We start from the raw sequence: 23,593 nt of genomic DNA on the forward strand, positions 1-23,593 counted from the left end.
ATGACGAAGGCGGTGCGCGGGCGGCCGACCATGACCGACATCGCCAAGCTGGCCGGCGTCTCGCAGTCGACGGTCTCGCTGGTGATCAACCACCTGAGCGGGGCCAAGGTCTCGCGCGCCACCCGCGAGACCGTGCTGAGGATCGCCCGCGAACTCGGCTACCCCCTCGAGCGCCACCAGGGCCGGCACGACAATCGCCCGGGGCAGGCGCCGAACCTGATCGTCTACCTGACCGACGAGCTGACCACCAGCCCGCATGCGATGCAGACCATGGATGGCGCCAAGGACGGCGCCTGGGACCAGGACTGCCTGGTCGCCGCGTTCGCGACGCGTGGCGACCCCGGGCGGGAGCAGGCGGTGCTGGCCCGCATGCTCGACCATCCGGCGCTGCTGGGCGTGATCTACGCCACCATCTTCACCCGCGCCGTCACGTTGCCGGCGGCGCTGGACGGCGTGCCGACCGTGCTGCTCAACTGCCACGAGCGCGAGTGCCGGCACCCGGCGGTGGTGCCGGCCGAACAGCAGGGCGGCTACAGCGCCACCATGCACCTGGTCGCCGGCGGCCACCGCCGCATCGGCTTTATCAACGGCGAAGGCTGGATCGAGGCCGCCGCCGACCGCCTGAAGGGCTACCGCCATGCGCTGCTCGATGCCGGCATTCCCTTCGACCCGGCCCTGGTGCGCGAAGGCGACTGGCAGGTGGAGAGCGGCTATGCGCATGCGCTGTCCCTGCTCGACGGCCCCGACCGTCCCAGCGCGCTGTTCTGCGCCAACGACCTGATGGCGCTGGGCGCCCTGGACGCGGCCCGCGAACGCAAGCTGGCGGTGCCGCGCGAGCTGTCCGTGGTCGGCTACGACGACCAGGACCTGGCCCGCTATACCCATCCGCCGCTGAGCACAGTGTTGTTACCAAACTACGAAATGGGCCGCTGGGCGGCCGAGACCCTGATCGCGCTGGCCCGTGGTGGCAAGGTTTCCAACGCCGTTTTCCAGAGTGAGTGCCCTCTGGTGAGCCGCGATTCGGTGGCGCCGCCGGCCTCTTAGTGACGGGCCCAAGCGCGCGCCGCCGCGCCCGGTTTTGCGTTAGCTTCCTGCTAAGAATTATTACTAATTTTTTTTTCGGAGACTCGCATGACCACATTCCAGCTGCGGCCCGTGTGCGTGGCCGTCCTCGCCCTGATCGCCCACGCGGCGGCCTGCGCCCAGAGCGGTACCGGCACCCCGCCTTCGCAGCCCGACCAGGCCACGCTGCAGGACCCCGCCTCGCAATCCCAGGACCAGGTGAGCCCGGCGGCCCCGACCCAGCCGGGCCAGATCGTGCAGGTGCAGGTGACCGGCCTGCGCAGCAGTATCCGCAGTGCCGAGGCGATCAAGCGGAATGCGGACCAGGTGGTCGACTCCATCAACGCCGAGGACATCGGCAAGTTCCCCGACCGCGCCACCGGCGACGCCCTGCAGCGCATCGCCGGCGTGCAGGTGGGCCGCGACCGCGGCGAGACCAGCAGCGTCATCATCCGCGGCCTGCCGGACGTGGTCACGACCCTCGACGGCAACCAGATCTTCACAGGCAACGGCCGCCGCCTGTCCTACCAGGACCTGCCGGTGCAGTCGATCGGCGGCCTCGACGTGTACAAGAGCGCCACCGCCAACCAGCTCGAAGGCGGCATCGCCGGCGCCGTCAACGTGCGGCTGCGCTCGCCCTTCGACGTCAAGGGCTTCAACGCCACCGCCTTCATCGAAGAACGCCGCCAGAAGGTGAACGGGTCGAGCGCGACCAGCGACAAGAACAATCCGAACGGCGGCTTCGCGGTCAGCAACCGCTGGAACACCAGCTACGGCGAGATCGGCGCGCTGTTCGACGTCCAGTTCAACCGTGAGCACTGGGGCTATCCGGTGCAATGGGTCGACCGTCCCGACCGCATCTTCTCGGTCAGCCCGGACGGCACCGCGGTGCGCCTGAACGACGACCAGCCGATCGCCCCGCTGAAACCCGGCGACCGCCTCGGCGAGCTGCCCAACGTCGGCGGCATCTACAACCAGGGCAAGCGCGACCGCGGCAGCATCCACGGCGCCCTGCAGTGGAAGGTCAGCCCGCAGATGGAAGCCAGCGCCCAGTACCTCGGCACCGGCTACCGCGCCCGCAGCGCGGTCGACTACATCCTCGGCATCGTCACCTGGACCCCGCGCCTGACCAATGTGGTGATGGCGCCCGAAGGCAGCTATTGCAACACCCCGAACGGCTCGATCTGCCCGATCCAGTCGGCCCATGCCGGCGCCGCCCGGTTCGGCGGCCCCTACGACTGGGATCCCTACACCGCCACCTCGACCTGGGGCGTGAAGGAGCACACGGTCACCCATTACCTGAACCTCGGCGTGCAGTACAAGGACGGCCCCTGGAAGCTGGCATCGAACTACGCCTGGTCCAAGTCGACCTTCGTGAACGATACCGTGATCGTCGACCAGCAGATCCCGGGCGCCAGCATCGACGTCTACACCTATGGCCGCGACGGCCACGGCGGCTACAACATGGTCACGACGCCCACCAGCAGCCAGGCGCTGCGCGATCCGACCCAGTTCGTGCTGCGCGGGATGGTGCAGAACTGGGGCATCTCGACCGGCGAGCAGTCGCAGTGGCGGCTCGACAGCAGCTACCGCCTGGGCGACGGCTTCTTCAGCAGCATCGACAGCGGCATCCGCCTGTCGCAGCGGCGCGCCGGCTTCAAGGGCGCCGAAGGCCACAGCGACATCAACGGGCCCACCCGCGCCAGCCCGATCGGCGCCTTCGGTCCGTCCTTCGAGACCCTCGTTCCAGGGCTGGACCGGCTCGGCGGTCCCTGGGTCACGCCGTCGCACGACTTCCTGATCGACCAGGCCGACGCCGTGCGCGCCTTCTACGGGGCCGCCCCGGGCCGCGTGGTGGAAGACCCGACCCGCGCCTTCAGTCAGAACGAGAACAACACGACCCTCTACCTGCAGGGACGCTGGCAGACCAGGATGGGCGACATCGACGTCAGCGGTACCGTCGGCGCCCGTTACGCCCACATCACGCGCAGCCTGGTGGGCAACAGCCGCATCGGCGACGTGATCAGCCCGATCGACCAGTCCTCGCGCGAAAACAACTTCCTGCCGAGCCTGTCGGCGGTGATCGGCTGGCGCAAGGACCTGCAATCCCACTTGTCCTTCGGCAAGACCCTGACCTATCCGGACTTCGCCTCGCTGAACCCGGCGCTGTCGCTGATCCCGCCGACCGTCAACGCGCCGGGCACGGGCTCGGCCGGCAACCCGAATCTGCGGCCGACCAAGTCGAAGAACATCGACGCCACGCTGGAATATTATTTCCCGAAAAATGGATATGCCCAGATCGCGCTGTTCCACCGCGATATCGACGGCTACCTGCAGAACATGGAGTCGAACGAGACCATCGGCGGCTTGAACTACCGTGTGACGCGTCCGCAGAACTCGGGCTCCGGCAAGCTGAAGGGCGCCGAACTCGGCATCCAGAAGTTCTTCGACTTCCTGCCTGCGCCCTGGAGCAACTTCGGCGCCCAGGCAAACTACACCTGGATCTCGGGCGAGAACCAGACCCTGGTGTCCTCGACCGGCAACACGTTCGCGACCACCCCGCTGATCGGCGTGGCGAAGAAGAACTACAACTTTGCCCTGCTGTACGAGGGCAATGGCATCACCGGCCGCCTGACGTCCACCCACCGCGGCGACTACGTCGAGCAGATCGCCGAGCCGCGCTTCGGCCAGGACCGTTACGTGAAGGCTGCAACTTTCGTGGACCTGAGCTTGTCCTACGCAATCAACAAGAACGTGTCCCTGCAGTTTGACGCGATCAATATCACGAAGGAGAACTACGAGAGCTACCTGAACGATCCGATCCGTCCGCGCGACATCCGCTACAATCCGACCACCTACGGGCTGGGCCTGCGCTTCTCGCTCTAAGCTCACATCTCGCTCCAGGGTCTCATGATGCAGAAGACTTACCGGAATCCGGTCTATCCGGACATCTTCGCCGATCCCTTCGTGCTGCGGCACGAAGGGGTTTATTACGCCTACGGCACCGCCCCCGGCGGCGATGACGGCCGCCAGATCCCGGTACTGCGCTCGAACGACCTGGTGGACTGGGAAGCGCTCGGCCACGCCCTGATGCCGGCCGCGGGCATGGAGGCCGGGCAGGGCTGGCATTTCTGGGCGCCGGAAGTGGCCAGCCACGACGGCCGCTTCTACATGTACTACTCGTCCGGCAACGCGCCCGAGGGCACCGACCAGAAGCTGAGAGTGGCGGTGGCCGACCATCCGGCCGGCCCCTTCCTCGACGCCGGCAAGCTACTGGTGCCGGACCAGCCCTTCTCGATCGACGCCCATCCCTTCCGCGACCAGGACGGGAATTGGTGGCTGTACTACTGCGTCGATTTCCTGGAGATGGCGCACGACGAGCGGATCGGCACCGGCATCGTGGTCGACCGCCTGCTCGACATGTGCACCCTGGCCGGCGAGCCGCGCACGGTGGTGCGCCCGCACCACGACTGGCACGTGTTCCGCAAGGACCGCTCCATGTACGGCAAGGTTGTCGACTGGCACACGGTCGAGGGTGCGGCGGTGCTGTACCACGACGGCCACTATTACTGTTTCTACAGCGGCGGCGCCTGGGAGAAGGAGAACTACGGCGTCAGCTACGTGATCGCCAAGCACCCAGAAGGGCCGTACCGCCGGCCCGAAGGCGGCCACGAGGCACTGCTGATGCGCACCCCGGCCTCCGGCGAGCTGCTGGGGCCGGGACACAATTCCTTTACGACGTCGCCGGACGGCGGCGAGACCTGGATCGTCTACCACGCCTGGGATCCGGCGCGGACGGCGCGCCGGATGTGCATCGACCGCATCGACTGGGTCGATGGGAAGCCGGTGAGCGGCGGGCCGAGCTGGACGGAGCAGGCGGCACCGCGCTGACCCTGCCACTTGCCGCGAAGGTGTAGATCGGAGGCCGGAGTTCGCGCTGCCTTCAGCGTCCGCCAAGGAATTCCTTTACCTCAGCCTGGAACCGCACCGGCTGATCCCACATGATGAAGTGGGCACTGTCCGGAATGCGCTTCAGGCTCAAGGCCGGCACCGGCGCAAACACGCCCTTGTAGACCGCATCGAACTGCTCGGCCGGAATCGGTACGCTCTTCGGCTGGACGTACAGCACGGTCACCGGCACTGAAATCTTCGGCAGTTCCGGCCCCAGGTTGGTCACCAGCAGTTCGCGGTAGGCGCGGGCGCCGACGTCGACGTCGCTGCGCATCGAGTCGTCGATCGCGCCGGCACGCATGGACTCGGTGGCGACCATGCCGTTGATGGTCTCGACGGCGCGCTTGCTGCGTTCCTCGGGCGCGGCCGTCCGGATACCGGTGGCGATGCGGTCAGCAATCGGCTCGACGCTGGCGACGGTGGCGCCGGGGCCGCCGAAGAACATGCCCAGGAAGGGCACCATGTCGACCACCATCAGGCGCGACAGGTCGGCCGGATGGCGCGCGGCCAGCATCATGCCGATCGTGCCGCCCATCGAGTGGCCGATCACGGCCGGCTGCTTCAGGCCGGCTTCCCTGATGTAGCGGTCGATGTCTTCGGCCACCGGCGCGGCGACCGGACCGTCGGCGTTGCCGCCTTTCGGCTGGCCGGCGAAGCCCGAGACTTGCACCAGGTGGTAGCGGTAGCCGGGCACGGCCTTGATCATTTCGGCCCAGACGCGCGGCGAGGAGTTCAGGCCGGGAATCAGGATCACGTCCGGTCCGGCGCCTTCGGTGCGGACCGTGATGCGGGTCGATTCGAAGGGCGCGGCCCAGGCGCCAGCGGATGCGCCGAGGAGGGCGAGGGCTGCCACCGCTGTGGCGGCCTTGAGGGTGAAACGGCGGGAAAGCATAGTGAGCTGCATCTTGTCTCCTGGTTCGTGATCGAAGCCGCCGCATGCGCTGCGGGGCAGGTGGACAGGATGCTAACGTGGGGCGCCGGAAAAAACTGCCTGAAAGATATGATAGTGTCCTGAACAAGGAAGCCCGCACGTGGCGGGCTTCCGGTCGGCGATCGCAATGATTACGCTTTGCGGCGCAGGGCAGCCATGCCGGCGAAGCCCAATCCCAGCAAGGCCAGCGACGCCGGCTCCGGGACATCGCCGGTCGACGGCGAAAACGCTGCCTTGAATGCGACGTCGCCGAAGCCGCACTCGCGGCACTCCCAGGACTGGGTCGTCAGCGCTCCGAAGTCCAAGCCGTTATTGAAATAGACGAAATCGCCACCGGCATAGCTGTTGTTCGTCGCAGGCATGTTGTAGGTACTGTATCCCTGGGTGCCGAGGTCGGAGACCGAGAGGAACATCACATATTTCTGGCCCGCCGTCAGGCTCAGGGAGCCGGTGTCGAAGGAGAATTCCATCAGCCCCTGGCCAGGGGTCACCGAGCGTGTTGGGCTCGTGTAGAGAATGCTGGTGGCCTTGCTGCCGTCCCAGCCGGCCACATAGCCGCGGAAATCGAGTGACTGGTTATTGCCGTACAGGTACATCGAGAAGCTGTTCAACACATTATCGGCACCGACCGTGAAGGTCTGGCCGTATGTGGCTGTGTCGGGATAGCCAAACGGAGAAATGCTGGAGACGATCGACGTGTTGTCGATGACCGAGGCAGTCGCGTCTGCGGCAAAAGCGCCGAGGACGGCACAAAGAAGCATGGAGGCTTTCAGGTAGCTTGGTTTCATAACATTCCCTTTTTTATGGTGGACTCGCCATTGACTCTTAGCAAATACCGTGCCATAAAACAATTGCTTATAAAAATCAATTGTTTAGCGGAACATGGAATGTATTTGTGTAAATAAATCCGACATTCATCGGGCTAGTCCCAGTCATGCCGGGTTTCGCCTTCCTGCGCTTGGCGATCGCGCGCAATCATCTCTTCCAGCTCTTCGCGCGCCCGTTTGGCCATCGACACATACTGTTCGCGGTCCTTATAGTAGGGATAGACCGCCTGCACGTTGGCGATATTGAGCTTCCGGAACTTCAGCGCGGCCTGGCGGATGCGATAGGCGTTATGGCCGAGACCGGCCGTGAGCACGGTGCGGCCCAGCTGCAGGGCCGATTCGAAGGTCTCCCTTTCGATCATGGTGACGCCGCGGTCCATCAGCTGGTACCAGTGGGTGACGTTGCGGGCGCGGGCGAAGATCTGCAGTTCCGGCCACTCGCGGCGCACGGTCTCGACCAGGTCGAGGCTGTCTTCGATGTCGTCGATCGCCACCACCAGCGCTCGGGCGCGCGCGGCGCCGGCGGCGCGCAGCAGGTCGGCGCGGGTGGCGTCGCCGTAGAAGACCTTGAAGCCGAAGCGGCGCAGCACCTCGATCTGGTCGGGGTCGTGGTCCAGCACCGTCAGCTTGACCCCGTTCGCGTTCAGGAAGCGGCCGACGATCTGGCCGAAGCGGCCGAAGCCGGCAACGATCACATGGTCCTCGTTCGGTTCGATGGCGTCGGCTTCGGGCTTGGCGCCGGCGGCTTCGCGGCGGGCCGACAGCTTGTCGTAGGCCATCAGCACCAGCGGCGTGACCACCATCGACAGTGCGACCACGACCACCAGCATCGAGGCGGTATCTTCGCTGAACACGCGTGCGGTGGCGGCCGCGCCGAACACGACGAAGGCGAATTCGCCGCCCTGGGACAGCAGCAGGGCGAACTGCAGGTGCTGGCCGCGGGCCATGCCGAATACCCGCGACAGAATGTAGAGCACGGCGGTCTTGATCAGCAGGAAGCCGGCCACCAGTCCCAGGATCAGCCCGGGATGGGCGAGGAAGACGGCGAAATCGACCGACATGCCGACCGCGATGAAGAACAGGCCGAGCAGCAGGCCCTTGAAGGGTTCGAGGTCGGTCTCCAGCGCGTGGCGGTACTCGGAATCGGCCAGCAGCACGCCGGCCATGAAGGAGCCGAGCGCCATCGACATGTCGATCCACTGCATCAGCAGGGCGATCGCGATCACCAGCAGCAGGGCGAAGGCGGTGAAGATCTCGCGGGTATCGGTGCGGGCGATGACCTGCAGCAGCGGACGCACCAGGTAGCGGCCGCCGACGATGATCCCGGCCAGCACGCCGACGACCTTGAAGGTGGCCAGCCAGAAGTTGCCGCTCGAACCGGCTTCGTCGGGAATGCCGAGCAGCGGCACGATGGCGATCATCGGGATCGCGGCGATGTCCTGGAACAGCAGGATCGCGAAGCCGGCCTGCCCCGCTGGGGTCGGCATCAGGTTGCGTTCCTCCAGCGAGGCGAGGGCGATGGCGGTCGACGACAGCGACAGGCCGAGCCCGCCGATCAGGGCCAGCTTCCAGTTGACGCCGGCCAGCAGCGCGGCGCCGAACAGGGCAGCGGCAACCACGACCACCTGCGCGCCGCCCCAGCCGAAGATGGGCCGGCGCAGCGCCCACAGGCGGTCCGGCTCGAGTTCCAGGCCGATCAGGAACAGCAGCAGCACCACGCCGAACTCGGCGAAGTGCAGGGCGTCCTCGACGTTGGCAATCAGTTTCAGGCCGTAGGGGCCGATCAGGATGCCGGCGGCCAGGTAGCCGAGCACGGTGCCCATGCCCAGGCGTTTCGACAGCGGCACCGCGACCACGGCGGCGGCGAGATAGACCAGAGCATTCGTCAGCAGGCTGTGTTCCATCCGCTCACCCCGCGTAGCCGCGCAGGCGGCGTGTGAATTCGGCCACGTGGGCTTCGACCGCCGCTTCGCCGGCCTGGGCCGCGCCGTGCATCAGCAGCGGTTCGATCCAGTTCATCCCGCACAGGGCGGCGGTCTGCTCGAAGGGCGCGAGGAAATCGGCGAAAGGGCGTCCGTGCAGCCCGCCGGGCTGGTAGGCGTCAAGGCCGCTGCCGGTGGTCGCGACCAGCCAGTAGCCTTTGCCGCGCAGGACGGAGTCCGGCTTGCCGTAGGCCCAGCCCGGCACCATCACGACGTCCATCCATTCCTTGAGCAGCGAAGGCATGCCGTACCAGCGGATCGGGTGCAGGAAGACCAGCACGCTGGCGTCGCGGACCAGGGCGCGCTCGCGCTCGGCGTCGATGTCGAAATCGGGGTAGGTATTGTAGAGTTCTTCCACGATGACCCCTTGTGTGGCCCGGGCGGCATCCGCCAGGCGCCGGTTGACCGGCGAACGGTGCGGGGCAGGGTGGGCATACAGGACAAGGATGTGTTGTTCGTTCATAACTTGATTATTCCACAATGGCCCGCCCGACATGTCCTACAATTCGGCCGGGCGCGGGCCTATTCGCCGTGCCGAGGCGTGCGACTATGATGACCGGAAACCTCACCGTCAAGGAGATCGGCATGTCGATGCAAAGCGAAGGCAAGGATGCGAAAGGCCGCAACTACGATCAGGTCACGAAGGACGGCACCAGCTCGGCGGGCACCATGGGCACCGGCGGGACCGGCGACATCGGCCGCATGTCGGGCGCCGTCGACACCGGCAGCGCGCAGTCGGATGCGCGCACGGACGATCTCCTCGCCACCGGCACCGACGAGGAACGCCGCCAGGGTTACCGCCCGAGCGAACCGGGCGCCGTCGAAACCGGCCTGGAAGGCGTGGGCAACAAGATCGGCGGCAACCCGGGGAACCGGCAGTCGAACAAGGACGGCCAGCGGTAAAGCTGGGCACAGGAGGCTTTCATGAGCGTGCAGAACGAACCGCAGAAACCGAAGGGCGGCGCCGACATCGGCGGCGCCGGCAACCAGCACAACGATTGGGGTCACAGCGACGTCGGCAACAAGCAGTCGGATTCGCGGCTGGACGATGTGGTCGGATCGGATACCGGGGTTCCGTCCGAGGAGGCGGGCGAGTTGCAGACCGGCCTGGGTGGGATCGGTAGTCTGAGTACGGGGAATGCCGGTAGCCGGCAGTCGGAGGAGGAGATGCGGCCGGGTGGGCAAGGTAGCCGCAAATAGCCAAGGTCGTACTCGCGAAACAAAAACCGTCGTTCCCGCTTTCACGGGAACGACGGCAGCTCAAATATGCAGCGCGTGCCCCAAAGCCCGCAGCGCCGCTTCCTGCACCGCCTCACCCAAAGTCGGATGCGCATGGATGGTGCCGCCGATGTCTTCCAGCTGCGCCCCCAACTCGATCGACTGCACGAAGGCCGTGCTGAGCTCGGCCACCGCGCTGCCGACGGCCTGCCAGCCGACGATCAGGTGGTTGTCCTTGCGCGCGACCACGCGCACGAAGCCCTCCGTGCCTTCGATGGTCATGGCGCGGCCGTTGGCGGCGTAGGGGAAGCTTGCGCTGATGCAGTCCAGCCCCTGCTTGGCCGCATCCTGCGGGGTCAGGCCGACCACCACCACTTCCGGATCGGTGAAGCACACGGCGGGAATCGCCGCCGGCATGAAATGGCGGCGCTTGCCGGCGATGATCTCGGCCACCATTTCGCCCTGCGCCATCGCGCGGTGGGCCAGCATCGGTTCGCCGGTCAGGTCGCCGATGGCCCAGACGTTGCGCATCGAGGTGCGGCACTGGTTGTCGATGCGGACCGCGCGGCCGTTCATGTCGAGCATCAGGCTTTCCAGGCCGAAGCCGGAGGTGCGCGGGCGGCGGCCGACGGCCACCAGCACGCGGTCGGCGTCGATCGCCACTTCTTCGCCGCCGCCGTTCTTCATGCGCACTGACTTGCCGTCCTCGCTGAGGCCCAGTACGCTCGATTCCAGGTGCAGGTCGACGCCGAGTGCCTTCAAACGCGCCGCCACCGGCCGCGCCAGTTCGTCGTCGTAGGCCGGCAGCACACGGCCGGCCGCTTCGACCACGGTCACGCGCGCGCCCAGCTTGCGGTAGGCGGTGCCCAGTTCCAGGCCGATATAGCCGGCGCCGACCACCACCAGGTGGCCGGGCAGGGTCTCGGGCGACAGCGCCTCGGTGGCGGACACCACGTTGCCGCCGAAGGGCAGGAAGGGCAGCTCGACCGCTTCCGAACCGGTCGCCAGCAGCAGGTGCTCGCAGCGGATGCGGGTGGTCTGTCCGCCGGCATCGTTGGCGGCGCCGGTGCCGCCGCCTTCGGCACCCGTCACTTCGACCGTCTTGCCGTCCAGGATCCGGGCCCAGCCGCGTACCACCTGCACGCCGTTCTTCTTGAGCAGGGCGCCGACGCCACCGGTCAGGCGCTTGACGATGCCTTCCTTCCAGGCCACGGTGCGGGTGATGTCGATGCTGGGCGCGGCCGTGCGGATGCCCAGCGCGCTTTCTGCGCCGCCTTCGCCGGCGTAATGCGTCGCCTTATGAAATTCCTCGGCCGCATGGATCAGGGCCTTGGACGGGATGCAGCCCACGTTCAGGCAGGTGCCGCCCAGCTGGCCGCCCTCGACCAGCACGGTCTTGATGCCCAGCTGCCCGGCGCGGATGGCGGCCACGTAGCCGCCGGGGCCGCCGCCGATGATGAGTAAAGTCGTCGTTTCCATCGTCATCTTGTTGATGTCCTCTGTCCCTTATTCCACGAACAGCGTTGCCGGCGCTTCCAGGTAAGCGCGCACGGCCTGGATGAACTCGGCCGCCACCATGCCGTCAATGACCCGGTGGTCGAAGGACGACGACAGGTTCATCAGCTTGCGCGCCACCAGGCCGCCGTTCTTCACGACCGGACGGTCGAGGATGCGGTTGACGCCGACGATCGCCACTTCCGGATGGTTGATCACCGGCGTGCTGACGATGCCGCCCAGTGGACCCAGGCTGGTGATGGTGATGGTCGAGCCGGACAGCTCGTCGCGCGCCGCCTTGCCGGTGCGCGCGGCTTCCGCCAGGCGCAGGATCTCGCGGGCGCTGTTCCACGGGTCGCGGGCTTCGGCGTTGCGGATCACCGGCACCATCAGGCCGGCGTCGGTCTGGGTGGCCATGCCGAGGTGGACCGGCTGGTAGCGGGTGACGATGCCGGCCTGGTCGTCGAAGCGGGCGTTGACCTCGGGGAACTTGCGGATTGCCAGCACCACGGCGCGCATCAGCAGCGGCAGCAGGGTCAGCTTGCCGCGTTCCTCGCCGTAGCGCGCGTTCAGCTGGGTGCGCAGGGCTTCGAGTTCGGTGACGTCGACTTCCTCGACATAGGTGAAGTGCGGGATCTGGCGCTTGGACAGCTGCATCTTTTCGGCGATCTTGCGGCGCAGGCCGATCAGCGGCACCGCCTCCTCGCCATGCAGCTCGGCGTAGCGGCTGTCGGCGCTGCCGTGCACGGCATGGCCCTGCTTCCGGCCGGCGACGAAGTTGTCGAGGTCGGCATGCGTGATGCGGCCGGCCGGACCGCTGCCGCCCACGTACTGCAGCTCGATGCCCATGTCCCAGGCGCGCTTGCGCACGGCGGGCGCGGCCAGGGGTTTTTCGTTCGCATCACGGAAAGTCGCGCGCGAGGCGGCGCCATTGCCGGCGCGGTCGCCGGAGCCCGCGGATTTCGCCGCCGGGGCAGGGACCGGCACGCTCGCCGCGCCGGCCACGATGCGCTGCGGCTCCGGCACGAAGCCGTGCGGCAGATCGGCCGGCTCGTCCGCAACCTGGGCGGCGGCAGCCGCCGGCTTCGCAGCCTCACCCTTGAAATTGCCGGCCCCCTCGATTTCGAGGCGCACCAGTTCGGCGCCCACGGCCAGCGATTCGCCGACCTTGCCGCCCAGCGCCATGACGGTGCCATGCACCGGCGACGGGATCTCGACCGTGGCCTTGTCGGTCATGACGTCGGCCAGGATCTGGTCTTCGGTAACGGTGTCGCCGGGCTGCACGCGCCAGGCCACCACTTCGCATTCCGCAATACCTTCGCCCACGTCGGGCATTTTGATGACGTGAATACCCACCTTTATGCCTCCATCGCTCGTTTGAATGCCGCGCCGACGCGGTCCGGTCCGGGGAAGTACGCCCACTCCTGCGCATGCGGATAAGGGGTATCCCAGCCGGTCACGCGCTCGATCGGCGCTTCCAGGTGGTAGAAGCAGTGCTCCTGCACCAGGGCGGCGAGTTCGGCGCCGAAGCCGCTGGTCCTGGTGGCCTCGTGGACCACGACGCAGCGGCCGGTCTTCCTGACCGATTCGACGATGGTGTCGAGGTCGAGCGGCCACAGGGTGCGCAGGTCGATGATCTCGGCATCGATGCCGGTCTCGTTGGCGGCGGCCTCCGAGACCCAGACCATGGTGCCGTAGGTCAGCACGGTGAGGTCGGCGCCGGGACGGAAGATCGCCGCCTTGTCCAGCGGGACCTTGTAGTAGCCTTCGGGGACCTTGCCCAGCGGGTGTTTTGCCCAGGAAGTGACCGGACGGTCGTGGTGGCCGTCGAAGGGGCCGTTGTACAGGCGCTTGGGTTCCAGGAAGATCACCGGGTCATCGTTCTCGATCGAGGCGATCAGCAGGCCTTTCGCATCGTAGGGGTTGGACGGCATCACGGTGCGCAGGCCGCAGACGTGGGTGAAGAAGGCTTCCGGGCTCTGGCTGTGGGTCTGGCCGCCATAGATGCCGCCGCCGCAGGGCATGCGGATGGTCAGCGGCGAGGTGAAGTCGCCGGCCGAGCGGTAGCGCAGGCGCGCCGCTTCCGAGACGATCTGGTCGGTCGCCGGATAGAAGTAGTCGGCGAACTGGATCTCGACCACCGGACGCAGGCCGTAGGCGGCCATGCCGACCGCGGTGCCGACGATGCCGCCTTCGGAGATCGGGGCGTCGAAGGCGCGGTGCTTGCCGTACTTGGCCTGCAGGCCGTCGGTGACGCGGAACACGCCGCCGAAATAGCCGACGTCCTGGCCGTAGACGACCACGTTCTCGTCGCGTTCCATCATCACGTCCATGGCCGAACGCAGGGCCTGGATCATCGTCATCGGGGTTACTACTACATCCTTCTCGATATCTCGCATCACTTCACACCCCCAGTTGTTGGCGTTGGCGGCGCAGGTGTTCGGGCATGTCCTTGTAGACGTCCTCGAACATCGATGCGGCGCTCGGCACGCGGCCATCGATCAGCGTGCCGGATTGCTCGGCTTCCTTCTGCGCGGCCAGGACTTCGGCTTCCAGCTCGGACTGCAAGGCCTCGTGCTGGGCGTCCGACCACCAGCCCTTCTTGACCAGGTGGCGCCGCAGGCGGCCGATCGGGTCGCCCAGCGGGAAATAGGTCCATTCGTCGGCCGGACGGTAGCGCGAGGGGTCGTCGGAGGTCGAGTGCGGGCCGGCGCGGTAGGTGACCCATTCGATCAGGGTCGGCCCCAGGTTGCTCCTGGCGCGTTCGGCGGCCCAGCAGGAGGCCGCGTACACGGCCAGGAAGTCGTTGCCGTCGACGCGCAGCGAGGCGATGCCGGCGCCGACGCCGCGGGAAGCGAAGGTGACGCTCTCGCCGCCGGCGATGGCCTGGAAAGTCGAGATGGCCCACTGGTTATTGACCACGTTCAGGATCACCGGGGCGCGGTAGACGTGGGCAAAGGTGAGGCCGGTGTGGAAGTCGCTTTCGGCGGTGGCGCCGTCGCCGATCCAGCCGGAGGCGATTTTCGTGTCGCCCTTGATGGCGGAGGCCATGGCCCAGCCGACCGCCTGCGGAATCTGGGTGGCGAGGTTGCCGGAAATCGTGAAGAAGCCATCTTTCCTGGACGAGTACATCACCGGCAGCTGGCGGCCCTTCAGCGGGTCGCGCTCGTTCGACAGCAGCTGGCAGATCATGTCGACCATCGGGTACTTGCGCGCCATCAGCAGGCTTTGCTGGCGATAGGTCGGGAAACACATGTCGCCATCCTTCAGGGCCAGCGCGTGGGCGGTGCCGATGGCCTCCTCGCCGAGCGAGGTCATGTAGAAGGACATCTTCTTCTGGCGCTGGCCGATGACCATGCGGGCGTCGAAGATACGGGTCTTCATCATGGTGCGCAAGCCGGACAGGAGGGTCTCCTGGTCCAGCGCCGGGACCCAGGGGCCGACGGCGTCGTCGTTGTCGTCCAGCACGCGGATCAGGCTGGAGGCGATCTCCGCGGTGTCCTGGTAGCGCACGTCGACGGGCGGACGCGGGACGATGCCCGCGGGATTAATTCCAAGATACGAAAAATCAGTCTTGCAACCCGGGCGGCCGGTAGGCTCCGGGACGTGCAGCGACAGAGGTTGACTCTGGCTCATAGTTCGCTTTCCCCTCGGTAAAGGTGTGTGCAGCAGAAAACATATTAATTGCGGCAAGACCGCGCACGCATGTTTTGCGAGAATATTTTTCTGCTGCTTTGCAGCACGGATAGCGCCTGGAAAGATCGCGGCTGCCCGCGGGATCAGGTCAAGACACTAGCACGCGGCGCAGCGAAGCCATGCCGATTGCGGCAAGCGTGCGCGGCACTGCTCAGCGCTGATTGGACCGTTCGGCGAGGCCGGCGCGGGATTTCGGCAGCCAGCCGATGCCGCCCGCGTGCACGCTCTGGATGTACAGGCGGTCCGCGGTTTCCAGCACGCCGGTCGTGTCCGGATAGGCACCGGTCGGGTCCTGCAGGTCGGCGACCACCCGGCCATCCTCGGTAAAGGCAAGTACATGGCCGTAGGCGGGCGGCACCGGCCACAAGGAGCGCGGCAGGCGCAAGGCCAGCTTGCGCATGAAGGGATGGGCGGCCGCCACGTCGCCGGAGGCGGTGCGCGGCTTCGCCAGGCCCAGCCAGATGCGGCCGTCCATGCCGCGCATCAGGTTGTCCGGGAAGCCCGGCAGATCGGCGAGGATGACACGGGCCTGGGCGCCGGGAGCGCGGGTGAGGTCGAGGCCGCGGGCATCCGCATCGATGCGCCAGACCCGGTAGGCGCCGCTCTCGGCCACGAACAGGGAGCGCTCGTTGCGCGACAGGACGATGCCGTTGGCGAAGGACAGGCCGTCGGCCACCACTTCGACCTTGCCGCCTGGCTGATAGACCAGCACGCGGCCGGTCGGCCGGTGTTCGAGGTAATCGAGGACGCTGGCCTCGAAGGGGCCGCCATTCTCGGCCGGCGAGAAGCGCCGGCTGGCGTCGGTGAAGTAGACCCTGCCGTCACGCGCCAGCGTCACCGCGTCCGGAAAGCGGATCGGATCGCCATCCGGCAAGCGGTCGGCGAGCACCGTCACGTGATGGGGCGGCGCCGCGGCGATCGCCACCAGGCCGCGATACGCGTCGGCGGCGATCATCCGCCCATCGGCATCGAAATCGAAACCCAGCACCCGGCCGCCGGTCTGGGCCCACACTTCGAGGCCGCCGCCGTCCGGCCGCATGCGCAGCACGCTGCCGCCCTCGACCCCCGTATACAGGAGGCCCTCGGGCCCGAGAGCGATGTGTTCGGGACCGATGGCGCCATCGAGGCCGATGGTCCGGAGGCCGGTGAGCCGGCGGTTGGCTGCGTACACACCGGTGTAGCCGGGGTTCGGCGGCGCTTCCCAGGCCACCGGATCGACCGCCAGCGGCTTGCGGCTCAGACAGCCGCCCAGGGCAATCAGCAACAGCGCGGCAGCACCGGCAAGACGGCGTCGCATACGGCCTCCATCGTGTCATCGTTATAAATTTGGTATCGCTCCTGATATTACTTCAGGTGAACTGTGTTCCATAGAAAGGTGAAACCCCTTACAATCGCTGACTTCACAATTTCCTGGACTTATTGACAACATGGCGATGCGCGACGCGGCCCCGGCCAGGACCTTCGGCAGCAACGGTGGACTCCTCGGACAGCTGATCGACGATGCCGACTGGAGCGCGACCAGCCTCGGGCCGGTCGACCGCTGGCCGGCTGCGATGCGCACCACGCTCGAACTGGTGCTGCGCTCGCCGGTGCCGATCGCCACCCTGTGGGGACGCGAGGGCGTCCTGATCTACAACGAGGGCTATGCGGGGTTGTCCGCCGCGCGCCATCCGGCCATCTTCGGCGCCAGGGTGGCCGAGGCCTGGCCGGAAGCCGCGGCCTTCAATGCCAATGTGCTCGAGGTGGTGCTGGCGGGCGGCACGCTGTCCTACCGCGACCATCCATTGAGTCTGGAGCGTAAGGGCAAGCCGCCGGAATGCTGGTTCGACCTCGACTATTCGCCGGTCACCGGCGAGGATGGCGAGGCGATCGGCGTGCTGGCGGTGGTGACCGAAACCACCGCCAAGGTCATGGCCGAGGCCGGCCTGAGCGCGGAACACAGCCGCCTGCGCGCGATCTTCCAGCAGGCGCCCGGCTTCGTCGCCCAGTTGACCGGACCCGACCACGTCTTCGCCCTCGTCAACGCCTCCTACAGCGCGCTGATTGGCGGACGCCCGGTGCTCGGCCGTCCGCTGCGCCTGGCGCTGCCGGAGACGGTGCCGCAGGGCCTGGTGGGGGTGCTCGACCGGGTCTACCACAGCGGCGAGCCGCACACGGCCCATGCCGCGCCGATATGGCTGGCCGAGGACGGCCACCAGCGCTGCCTGTACTACCTCGACTTCGTCTACCAGCCGATGCGCGACGAAGGCGGCAACGTCACCGGCGTGTTCGTGCAGGGCCACGACGTCACCGAGCGGGTGCTGGCCGAACAGGCGCTGAGGGAAAGCGAGGCGAAGTTCCACAGTTTTGCGCAGGCGATCCCGCACCAGGTCTGGAGCGCGACCGCGGACGGCAAGAACGACTGGTTCAACCAGCACGCCTATGCCTACAGCGGCCTGGGGCTGGACGAACTCGGCGGCATAGGCTGGACCGCCATCGTGGATCCGGACGACCTGGCCCAGGTGACCACGCGTTGGGCGATCGCGGTCGCTTCCGGCTCGACCTACGAGGCCGAGATGCGCCTGCGCGCGCAGGACGGCAGCTACCGCTGGCACCTGTCGCGCGCGGTCGCCCAGCGCGGTGCGGACGGCGAAGTCAGCGGCTGGGTCGGCACCAATACCGACATCGAGGACCGCAAGCGGGGCGAGCAGCGCCTCGAACACCTGAACGCCAGCCTGGAGCAGACGGTGTCCCTGCGCACCGCCGAGCGCGACCGCATGTGGCGGCTGTCGAAGGACATCATGCTGGTGGCCGGTTTCGACGGACGGGTCGAAGCGGTCAGCCCGGCTTTCGGCTCGCTGCTGGGCTGGAGCGATGCCGACGTCGTCGGCCGCAACTTCCTCGATCTGGTGCACCCGGAAGACCAGGCCGCCACGACGACGCAGATGGATTCGCTGGGCAAAGGCCATCACGTGTACAAGTTCGAGAACCGCTTGCGCCGCAAGGACGGCAGCTGGTGCCTGCTGTCGTGGTCGGCCGCGCCGGACACCGTCTACATCCACGCGATCGGACGCGACATCACGGCCGACCGCGAACAGGCCGAGCAGATCCGCCGCACCGAGCTGGCCTTGCAGCAGTCGCAGAAGATGGAGACCATCGGCAAGCTCACCGGCGGCGTGGCCCACGACTTCAACAATCTGCTGCAGATCATTTCCGGCAACCTGCAGCTGCTCGAGGTGCAGTGCGAGGGCGGCGAAGCCCTGCGCTGGATCGGCAATGCCCGCTCGGCGGTCGAGAAGGGCGCCAAGTTGGCCAGCTATCTGCTCGCCTTCGGCCGCCGCCAGCCGCTGGAGCCGCGCGTGGTCAAGATCAGCCGCGTCGTGATGAGCATGGAAGACATGCTGCGCCGGTCGCTGGGCGAGGAAATCGAGGTCGAGCTGGTGATCTCGGGCGGCCTGTGGAATACCGCGGTCGACGTCGCCCAGGTGGAAAATGCGGTGCTGAACCTGGCCATCAATGCGCGCGATGCGATGAACGGGGCCGGCCGGCTCACCATCGAGGCGAACAATGCGGTGCTCGACGACCTGTACTGCCGCAACCATGCCGACGTCGCGCCCGGCCAGTACGTGATGATCGGCGTGACCGACACCGGCGCCGGCATGACGCCGGAGGTGCTGCGCCAGGCCTTCGAGCCTTTCTTCTCGACCAAGGAAGAGGGCAAGGGCACCGGCCTCGGCCTGTCGATGGTGTACGGCTTCGTCAAGCAGTCCGGCGGCCACGTGAAGATCTACAGCGAGCCGGGGCAGGGCACCACGGTCAAGATCTACCTGCCGCGCACCCTGGCCGCCGAGGACGCGATGGCGCCGCCGGTCGAGCCCTCGCCGCCCGTCGGCGGCACCGAGACCATCCTGGTGGCGGAAGACGACGAAGCCGTGCGCACCACGGTGGTCGAGATGCTGACCGACCTCGGATATCGCGTACTGAAGGCGGCCGATGCCGCCAGCGCGCTGGCGGTGGTGGAATCCGGGGTGCCGATCGACGTGCTGTTCACCGACGTGGTCATGCCCGGCACCCTGCGCAGTCCGGAACTGGCGCGCATGGCGCGCGAGCGCCTGCCCAACCTGGCGGTGCTGTTCACGTCGGGCTATACGGAAAGCGCGATCGTCCACGGCGGGCGCCTCGATCCTGGGGTCGAGCTGCTCGGTAAGCCCTACACCCGCGAAAGCCTGGCCCGCCGGATCCGCCAGGTGCTGGCCAACCAGCGCAGCCGCGCGCTGGGCGGACCGGCGCCGCTGCGCCCGCGTGCCGACGAGAGTACGGTGGGCCCGGCGCTGCGCATCGTGCTGGTGGAGGACGAAGAGGAAATCCGCGACAGTACCGAAGCCCTGCTGATCCACCTCGGCCACGAGGTGCGCTCGGCCGCTACCGCGGAGGATGCGCTGGCGCTGATCTCGAACGAATCCGGCGTGCTGATCACCGACGTCCAGCTGCCGGGCATGTCCGGCGACATGCTGGCGGCCGAGGCGCGCGTGCTGGCGCCGGGGATCCGGATCGTGTTCGCGACCGGCAAGGGCGAGGTCAGCAACTGGCCGGATGCGGTGGTGCTGCGCAAGCCCTACGACCTGATGGCGCTGGCGGCAGTGCTGACCAACGTGGCTGTTACAGCTTGAGCGAGTACTCGTAGAAAGATTCGTCGCGTACCCAGCCCTGCGACTCGTACAAGCCCTGGGCGGTGGTATTGGTGCGCGCGGTCGACAGCGCCAGGCGCAGGGCGCCCTGTTCGCGGCCGAAGGCGGCTGCGGCGTCGAGCAGGGCGCGGCCGATGCCCTTGCCGCGGCCTTGCGGCGCCACGAACAGGTCGTTCAGGATATAGATGCGGCCCGCGGACACCGAGGAGAAGGACGGGTAGAGCTGGGTGAAGCCGAGCGGCTCGCCATCGTCGCCGAGCGCCAGGAAAATCGCCGAGTCCGCGTTCGCCAGGCGCTCGGACACGAAGCGCAGGGCGACGTCGGGCTCGGCCGGCTTGCCGTAGAACTGGCGGTAGGCATCGAACAGGGGAGCGACGAGCGGGGCGTCGGCGGCGAGGGCTGGGCGGATCGTGGTCATCCGATTATTGTACTCCGGCGCCGGCGCCGGCAGCGCTGAGCGCTTCTTCGATGAAGCGCGCACTCAGGGCCGCCTGCGTCACCGGCAGCATATGGCCGCCCTCGACCAGCTCCAGCTTCGCACCCGGCACCTTGTCCACCAGCGCCTGACCGTTCGCCTTCCAGTCGAGGATGCGGTCGTCCTTCCCGTACAGGACGTGTACGGGCAACCGCAATTCCTCGTAACGCGCCTGTACCAGCGGCAGGTGCGCCGGCAGGGCCTGCATGTCGGCCGAGGCGGACAGGAAGGCGGAAGGACGCAGCGAGAGCAGGCCGCCGCCCTTGGTCGCGAAATCGCGCGGCACCGCTTCCGGCCCGAACACGGCTTCCAGCGTGGCGGCGCTGTTCTTGACGGAGGCCGGAATCGCCAGCGTCCAGGCCACCAGCTTGCGCACAAAGGGCGACTCGATCGCCAGGCCCTTGAACACCGGCGGCACGTCGTCGCGCATATGGGTCAGCGGCGCCAGCAGGGCCAGTCCCGCCACCTGCCGCGGATGTTCGAGCGCCAGCGTCAGCGCGACCGCGCCGCCCAGCGAGTGGCCCACCACGAAGGCCTGGCCGGGACCCAGGGTGCGGATCAGGGCCGCCATCGATGCGGCCTGGGCCGAAAGGTCGGCGGAGGTGTCCGGCGCGCGGGTCGAATAGCCGGAGCCGGGGCGGTCGACCACCACGATGCGGTGATGCGCGGCCAACCGGCCGACCACGCCATAGGTGTAGTGCGAGAGCTGCCCGGCCAGGCCGTGGATCATCAGGATGGCCGGTTCGCCTGCGCGCGCTTCGCCGAATTCACGGATGTGCAGGCGTGCGCCGGGTACGTCGACGAAGCGTCCCTTGGGCGGCAGCACGGACTGCACCTTGCGCGCCGTCCAGGCGCTGAACAGGACCAGGATGGCGGCCAGCACCACTAGCGCGCCAAGCAGGAAGCCGGCGACGGTCAGGAGGGTAGTCATCGCTTGATCGCTTTCTTCAGGAGCTTCCAGTAGCCGACCGGAGCCAGGCGTTCGAGGAGGGCGGCGGCCTTGGCGTCGCTGCCGACCAGGATGCGGGCCTGGCGCTTCTCGATGCCGCGCACGATGATCTCGCCGGCCTGTTCGGGCGGCATGCGCAGCAGCTTTTCCATGGTCTTGCGCCCGCGCTCGACCTCGTCCTGCGGGGCGCCGTGAGGGATCCGCGCATTCCTCGCAATCGAGGTGGCGACGCCGCCCGGATGCACGACGGAGACGGCGACCGTGCTGCCTTCGAGTTCGTGGCGCAGCACGTTGGAGAAGCCGCGCACCGCGAACTTGCTGGCCGAGTAGGCGGCCTGGCCGGGCGGTGTGATGATGCCGTAGATGCTGGAGACATTGACGATGCGGGCATCGTCCGAGCCATGCAGCAGCGGCAGGAAGGCGCGCGTCATCCTGACCACGCCTTGGAAGTTAATCTCCAGCAGCCAGTCGAAATCGGCCTCGCTGACCTGCTCGAAGGTGCCGCCCAGGGCCACGCCGGCATTGTTCATCAGGATGTCGAGCTTGCGGTGCGCGGCCCGGACCTCGTCGGGAAAGGCGCGCACGGCCTCGCGGTCGGCGACGTCGAGGCGGTGGGCGGTGGCGCGTACGCCGAATCCCTGGGCCAGATGCGCAGTTTCGGCGACGCTCTCATGGTCGATGTCGGCCAGCGCCAGGTGGCAGCCGCGCCTGGCCATCGCCAGCGCGGTGGCGCGGCCGATGCCGCCGCCCGCGCCCGTGATCAGGGCAACCCGGTTTTTCAGCTTCAAGGCAGTACTCCTTTCGCTCCAAAATGCATGACGCCGTCGGCGATGCGGCCGTAGCGGATGGTGATCATGTCCTGCAGGTAGTTCTGGTAGACCTGCCAGGGGCGGCGCGAGCCCTGCTGCGGCAATTCGCCTTTGGCGCGCTGCACATAGCCCGAGGTGAAGTTCAGGAAGGGTTCGGGCTCGACCCCGGCTTCGCGGCGCGGCACCGCGATGGCAACGCCCTTGCGGTCCATGTAGCGCAGCAGCCGGCACACATAGGCGGCGGTGAGGTCGGCCTTCAGGGTCCAGGACGCGTTCGTATAGCCGAAGGTCATCACGCAGTTCGGCAGCTCGCTCAGCATCATGCCCTTGTAGGACATCGATTCGCCGGCGTGGAAGGGCTTGCCGTCGACGGTGACGGCGACGCCGCCCAGCACCTTGATCTTCAGGCCGGTCGCCAGCACCACCACGTCGGCCGCCAGCTCCTTGCCGGACTTCAGCAGGATGCCGGTTTCGGTGAAGCGCTCGATGTGGTCCGTGACGACCGAGGCCTGGCCCTTGCGGATGGCCTTGAACATGTCGCCGTCCGGCACCACGCAGACGCGCTGGTCCCAGGGTTTGTAATCGGGCGTGAAGTGGGTGGCGACGTCGAAATCCTTGCCGAGCTGGTGGCGCGCCATCGCCACGATCTTCTGCCTGGCCAGATCCGGCTTGCTGCGCGCCAGGCGGTACAGCAGCATGGATTCAAGAATCACGCGCCAGCGCGTGGCCCAGTAGGCGGCCCGTTCCGGCATCCACTTGCGGAAGCGCTGCGCGAAGCCGTATTCGGAGGGCCGGGTCACCACATAGCTCGGGGAACGCTGCAGCATGGTCACGTGGGCCGCCGCGCCGGCCATCGCCGGCACCAGGGTCACGGCGGTGGCGCCGCTGCCGACCACCACGACCTGCTTGCCGGCGTAGTCGAGGTCCTGCGGCCAGAACTGCGGATGCACGATGCGGCCGAGGTAGAGGTCCTCGTCCTCGAAGGCGGGACGGTAGGCTTCCTCGTAGCTGTAGTAGCCGCTGCACATGTAGAGGAAGCGGGTGCGGATCGTGCCAGGGGTGCCGTCGTGGTCGGCTTCGATGGTCCAGCAGGCGTCCGCGCTCGACCATGCGGCCGCGACCACCTTGTGCCGGAAGCGGATGTGGCGGTCGATGCCGTTGTCGCGCGCGGTGTCGCGGATGTAGCCGCGGATCGAGGGGCCGTCGGCGATCGCCTTGCCCGCGGTCCATGGCTGGAAGCCGTAACCGAGGGTGTACATGTCCGAGTCGGAGCGCACGCCGGGATAGCGGAACAGGTCCCAGGTGCCGCCGATGGCAGCGCGCGCCTCGAGGATCGCGTAGCGCTTGTCCGGGCAGCGCTGCTGCAGGTACCGGGCGGCGCCGATGCCGGAGAGGCCGGCGCCGACGATCAGCACGTCCAGGATCTCGCCGCCCGCAGTGGAAGCTTGGGGCATGGTGTCTCTTGTTCTGGTTCTTGGTACTGACACTGTACATTGTCAGTTTATGTCTGACAACAATTTTGCAATGTTCTA

Annotated in this window: 19 protein-coding genes; 6 read left to right on the plus strand and 13 right to left on the minus strand. The window is 67.4% G+C overall.

Features of this window, described 5'->3' with window-relative positions; genetic code table 11:
* From AC1DOP_RS11650 to AC1DOP_RS11660, 3 genes are all read left to right on the plus strand, one after another.
* On the plus strand, window positions 1–1,044 hold the full coding sequence (locus AC1DOP_RS11650; protein ID WP_442121502.1) for a LacI family DNA-binding transcriptional regulator: 1,044 nt from the start codon (window positions 1–3) through the stop codon (window positions 1,042–1,044).
* Window positions 1,045–1,131: 87 nt separating this feature from the next.
* Window positions 1,132–3,948 (plus strand): TonB-dependent receptor, encoded by a 2,817-nt coding sequence (locus AC1DOP_RS11655; protein ID WP_477251245.1) that lies wholly within the window; start codon window positions 1,132–1,134, stop codon window positions 3,946–3,948.
* A gap of 24 nt (window positions 3,949–3,972) precedes the next feature.
* A complete protein-coding gene (locus AC1DOP_RS11660; protein WP_442121500.1) occupies window positions 3,973–4,953 on the plus strand; it encodes a glycoside hydrolase family 43 protein in 981 nt (326 codons plus the stop codon).
* Window positions 4,954–5,005: 52 nt separating this feature from the next.
* Here AC1DOP_RS11660 and AC1DOP_RS11665 read toward each other — a convergent pair whose 3' ends face one another.
* The 4 genes from AC1DOP_RS11665 to kefF form a co-directional block, all read right to left on the minus strand.
* A complete protein-coding gene (locus tag AC1DOP_RS11665; RefSeq protein ID WP_477251247.1) occupies window positions 5,006–5,917 on the minus strand; it encodes an alpha/beta fold hydrolase in 912 nt (303 codons plus the stop codon).
* 158 nt (window positions 5,918–6,075) lie between these two features.
* The gene (locus tag AC1DOP_RS11670; RefSeq protein ID WP_477251249.1) at window positions 6,076–6,732 is read right to left on the minus strand and encodes a PEP-CTERM sorting domain-containing protein; all 657 of its coding nucleotides are present in this window, start codon (window positions 6,730–6,732) and stop codon (window positions 6,076–6,078) included.
* A gap of 134 nt (window positions 6,733–6,866) precedes the next feature.
* A complete protein-coding gene (kefC, locus tag AC1DOP_RS11675; RefSeq protein WP_442121497.1) occupies window positions 6,867–8,675 on the minus strand; it encodes a glutathione-regulated potassium-efflux system protein KefC in 1,809 nt (602 codons plus the stop codon).
* 4 nt (window positions 8,676–8,679) lie between these two features.
* Window positions 8,680–9,216 (minus strand): glutathione-regulated potassium-efflux system oxidoreductase KefF, encoded by a 537-nt coding sequence (gene kefF / locus AC1DOP_RS11680; RefSeq protein WP_477251252.1) that lies wholly within the window; start codon window positions 9,214–9,216, stop codon window positions 8,680–8,682.
* Between the two features lie 86 nt (window positions 9,217–9,302).
* Between kefF and AC1DOP_RS11685 the strand changes: the two genes are divergently transcribed.
* Both AC1DOP_RS11685 and AC1DOP_RS11690 read left to right on the plus strand, forming a co-directional pair.
* Entirely contained in the window at window positions 9,303–9,656 is a 354-nt protein-coding gene (locus AC1DOP_RS11685; protein ID WP_477251253.1) for a hypothetical protein, read from the plus strand.
* Window positions 9,657–9,677: 21 nt separating this feature from the next.
* Window positions 9,678–9,953, plus strand: coding sequence for a hypothetical protein (locus AC1DOP_RS11690; RefSeq protein WP_442121494.1), 276 nt, complete (start codon window positions 9,678–9,680; stop codon window positions 9,951–9,953).
* A gap of 60 nt (window positions 9,954–10,013) precedes the next feature.
* On the opposite strand, the gene lpdA is transcribed toward AC1DOP_RS11690, so the two are convergent.
* The 5 genes from lpdA to AC1DOP_RS11715 all read right to left on the minus strand — a co-directional run bounded on the left by lpdA (window position 10,014) and on the right by AC1DOP_RS11715 (window position 16,458).
* A complete protein-coding gene (lpdA, locus tag AC1DOP_RS11695; protein ID WP_477251254.1) occupies window positions 10,014–11,456 on the minus strand; it encodes a dihydrolipoyl dehydrogenase in 1,443 nt (480 codons plus the stop codon).
* Between the two features lie 21 nt (window positions 11,457–11,477).
* Entirely contained in the window at window positions 11,478–12,821 is a 1,344-nt protein-coding gene (locus tag AC1DOP_RS11700) for a dihydrolipoamide acetyltransferase family protein (protein ID WP_477251255.1), read from the minus strand.
* Window positions 12,822–12,823: 2 nt separating this feature from the next.
* Window positions 12,824–13,828, minus strand: coding sequence for an alpha-ketoacid dehydrogenase subunit beta (locus tag AC1DOP_RS11705; RefSeq protein WP_442121491.1), 1,005 nt, complete (start codon window positions 13,826–13,828; stop codon window positions 12,824–12,826).
* A 40-nt stretch (window positions 13,829–13,868) separates the two neighbouring features.
* Window positions 13,869–15,101, minus strand: coding sequence for a thiamine pyrophosphate-dependent enzyme (locus AC1DOP_RS11710; protein WP_477251256.1), 1,233 nt, complete (start codon window positions 15,099–15,101; stop codon window positions 13,869–13,871).
* Window positions 15,102–15,312: 211 nt separating this feature from the next.
* Window positions 15,313–16,458, minus strand: coding sequence for an SMP-30/gluconolactonase/LRE family protein (locus AC1DOP_RS11715; RefSeq protein WP_442121489.1), 1,146 nt, complete (start codon window positions 16,456–16,458; stop codon window positions 15,313–15,315).
* A gap of 130 nt (window positions 16,459–16,588) precedes the next feature.
* Between AC1DOP_RS11715 and AC1DOP_RS11720 the strand changes: the two genes are divergently transcribed.
* Complete coding sequence (locus AC1DOP_RS11720; RefSeq protein ID WP_442121488.1) at window positions 16,589–19,810, plus strand: PAS domain S-box protein; 3,222 nt, start codon at window positions 16,589–16,591, stop codon at window positions 19,808–19,810.
* Here AC1DOP_RS11720 and AC1DOP_RS11725 read toward each other — a convergent pair.
* The 4 genes from AC1DOP_RS11725 to AC1DOP_RS11740 are packed head-to-tail and all read right to left on the minus strand — an operon-like array spanning window position 19,800 to window position 23,515.
* Window positions 19,800–20,246 (minus strand): N-acetyltransferase family protein, encoded by a 447-nt coding sequence (locus AC1DOP_RS11725; RefSeq protein WP_477251257.1) that lies wholly within the window; start codon window positions 20,244–20,246, stop codon window positions 19,800–19,802. The two genes, AC1DOP_RS11720 and AC1DOP_RS11725, sit on opposite strands and share 11 nt — an antisense overlap.
* Before the next feature lie 4 nt (window positions 20,247–20,250).
* The gene (locus tag AC1DOP_RS11730; protein WP_477251258.1) at window positions 20,251–21,234 is read right to left on the minus strand and encodes an alpha/beta fold hydrolase; all 984 of its coding nucleotides are present in this window, start codon (window positions 21,232–21,234) and stop codon (window positions 20,251–20,253) included.
* Window positions 21,231–22,040: an SDR family NAD(P)-dependent oxidoreductase gene (locus AC1DOP_RS11735; protein WP_477251259.1), complete on the minus strand. Its 810-nt coding sequence runs from the start codon at window positions 22,038–22,040 to the stop codon at window positions 21,231–21,233. Before AC1DOP_RS11735 ends, AC1DOP_RS11730 begins: the two co-directional genes overlap by 4 nt.
* A complete protein-coding gene (locus AC1DOP_RS11740; protein ID WP_477251261.1) occupies window positions 22,037–23,515 on the minus strand; it encodes a flavin-containing monooxygenase in 1,479 nt (492 codons plus the stop codon). Before AC1DOP_RS11740 ends, AC1DOP_RS11735 begins: the two co-directional genes overlap by 4 nt.
* Between the last annotated feature and the right edge of the window lie 78 nt (window positions 23,516–23,593).

The sequence above is a fragment of the Massilia sp. 01N410 genome (genome assembly GCF_056399665.1).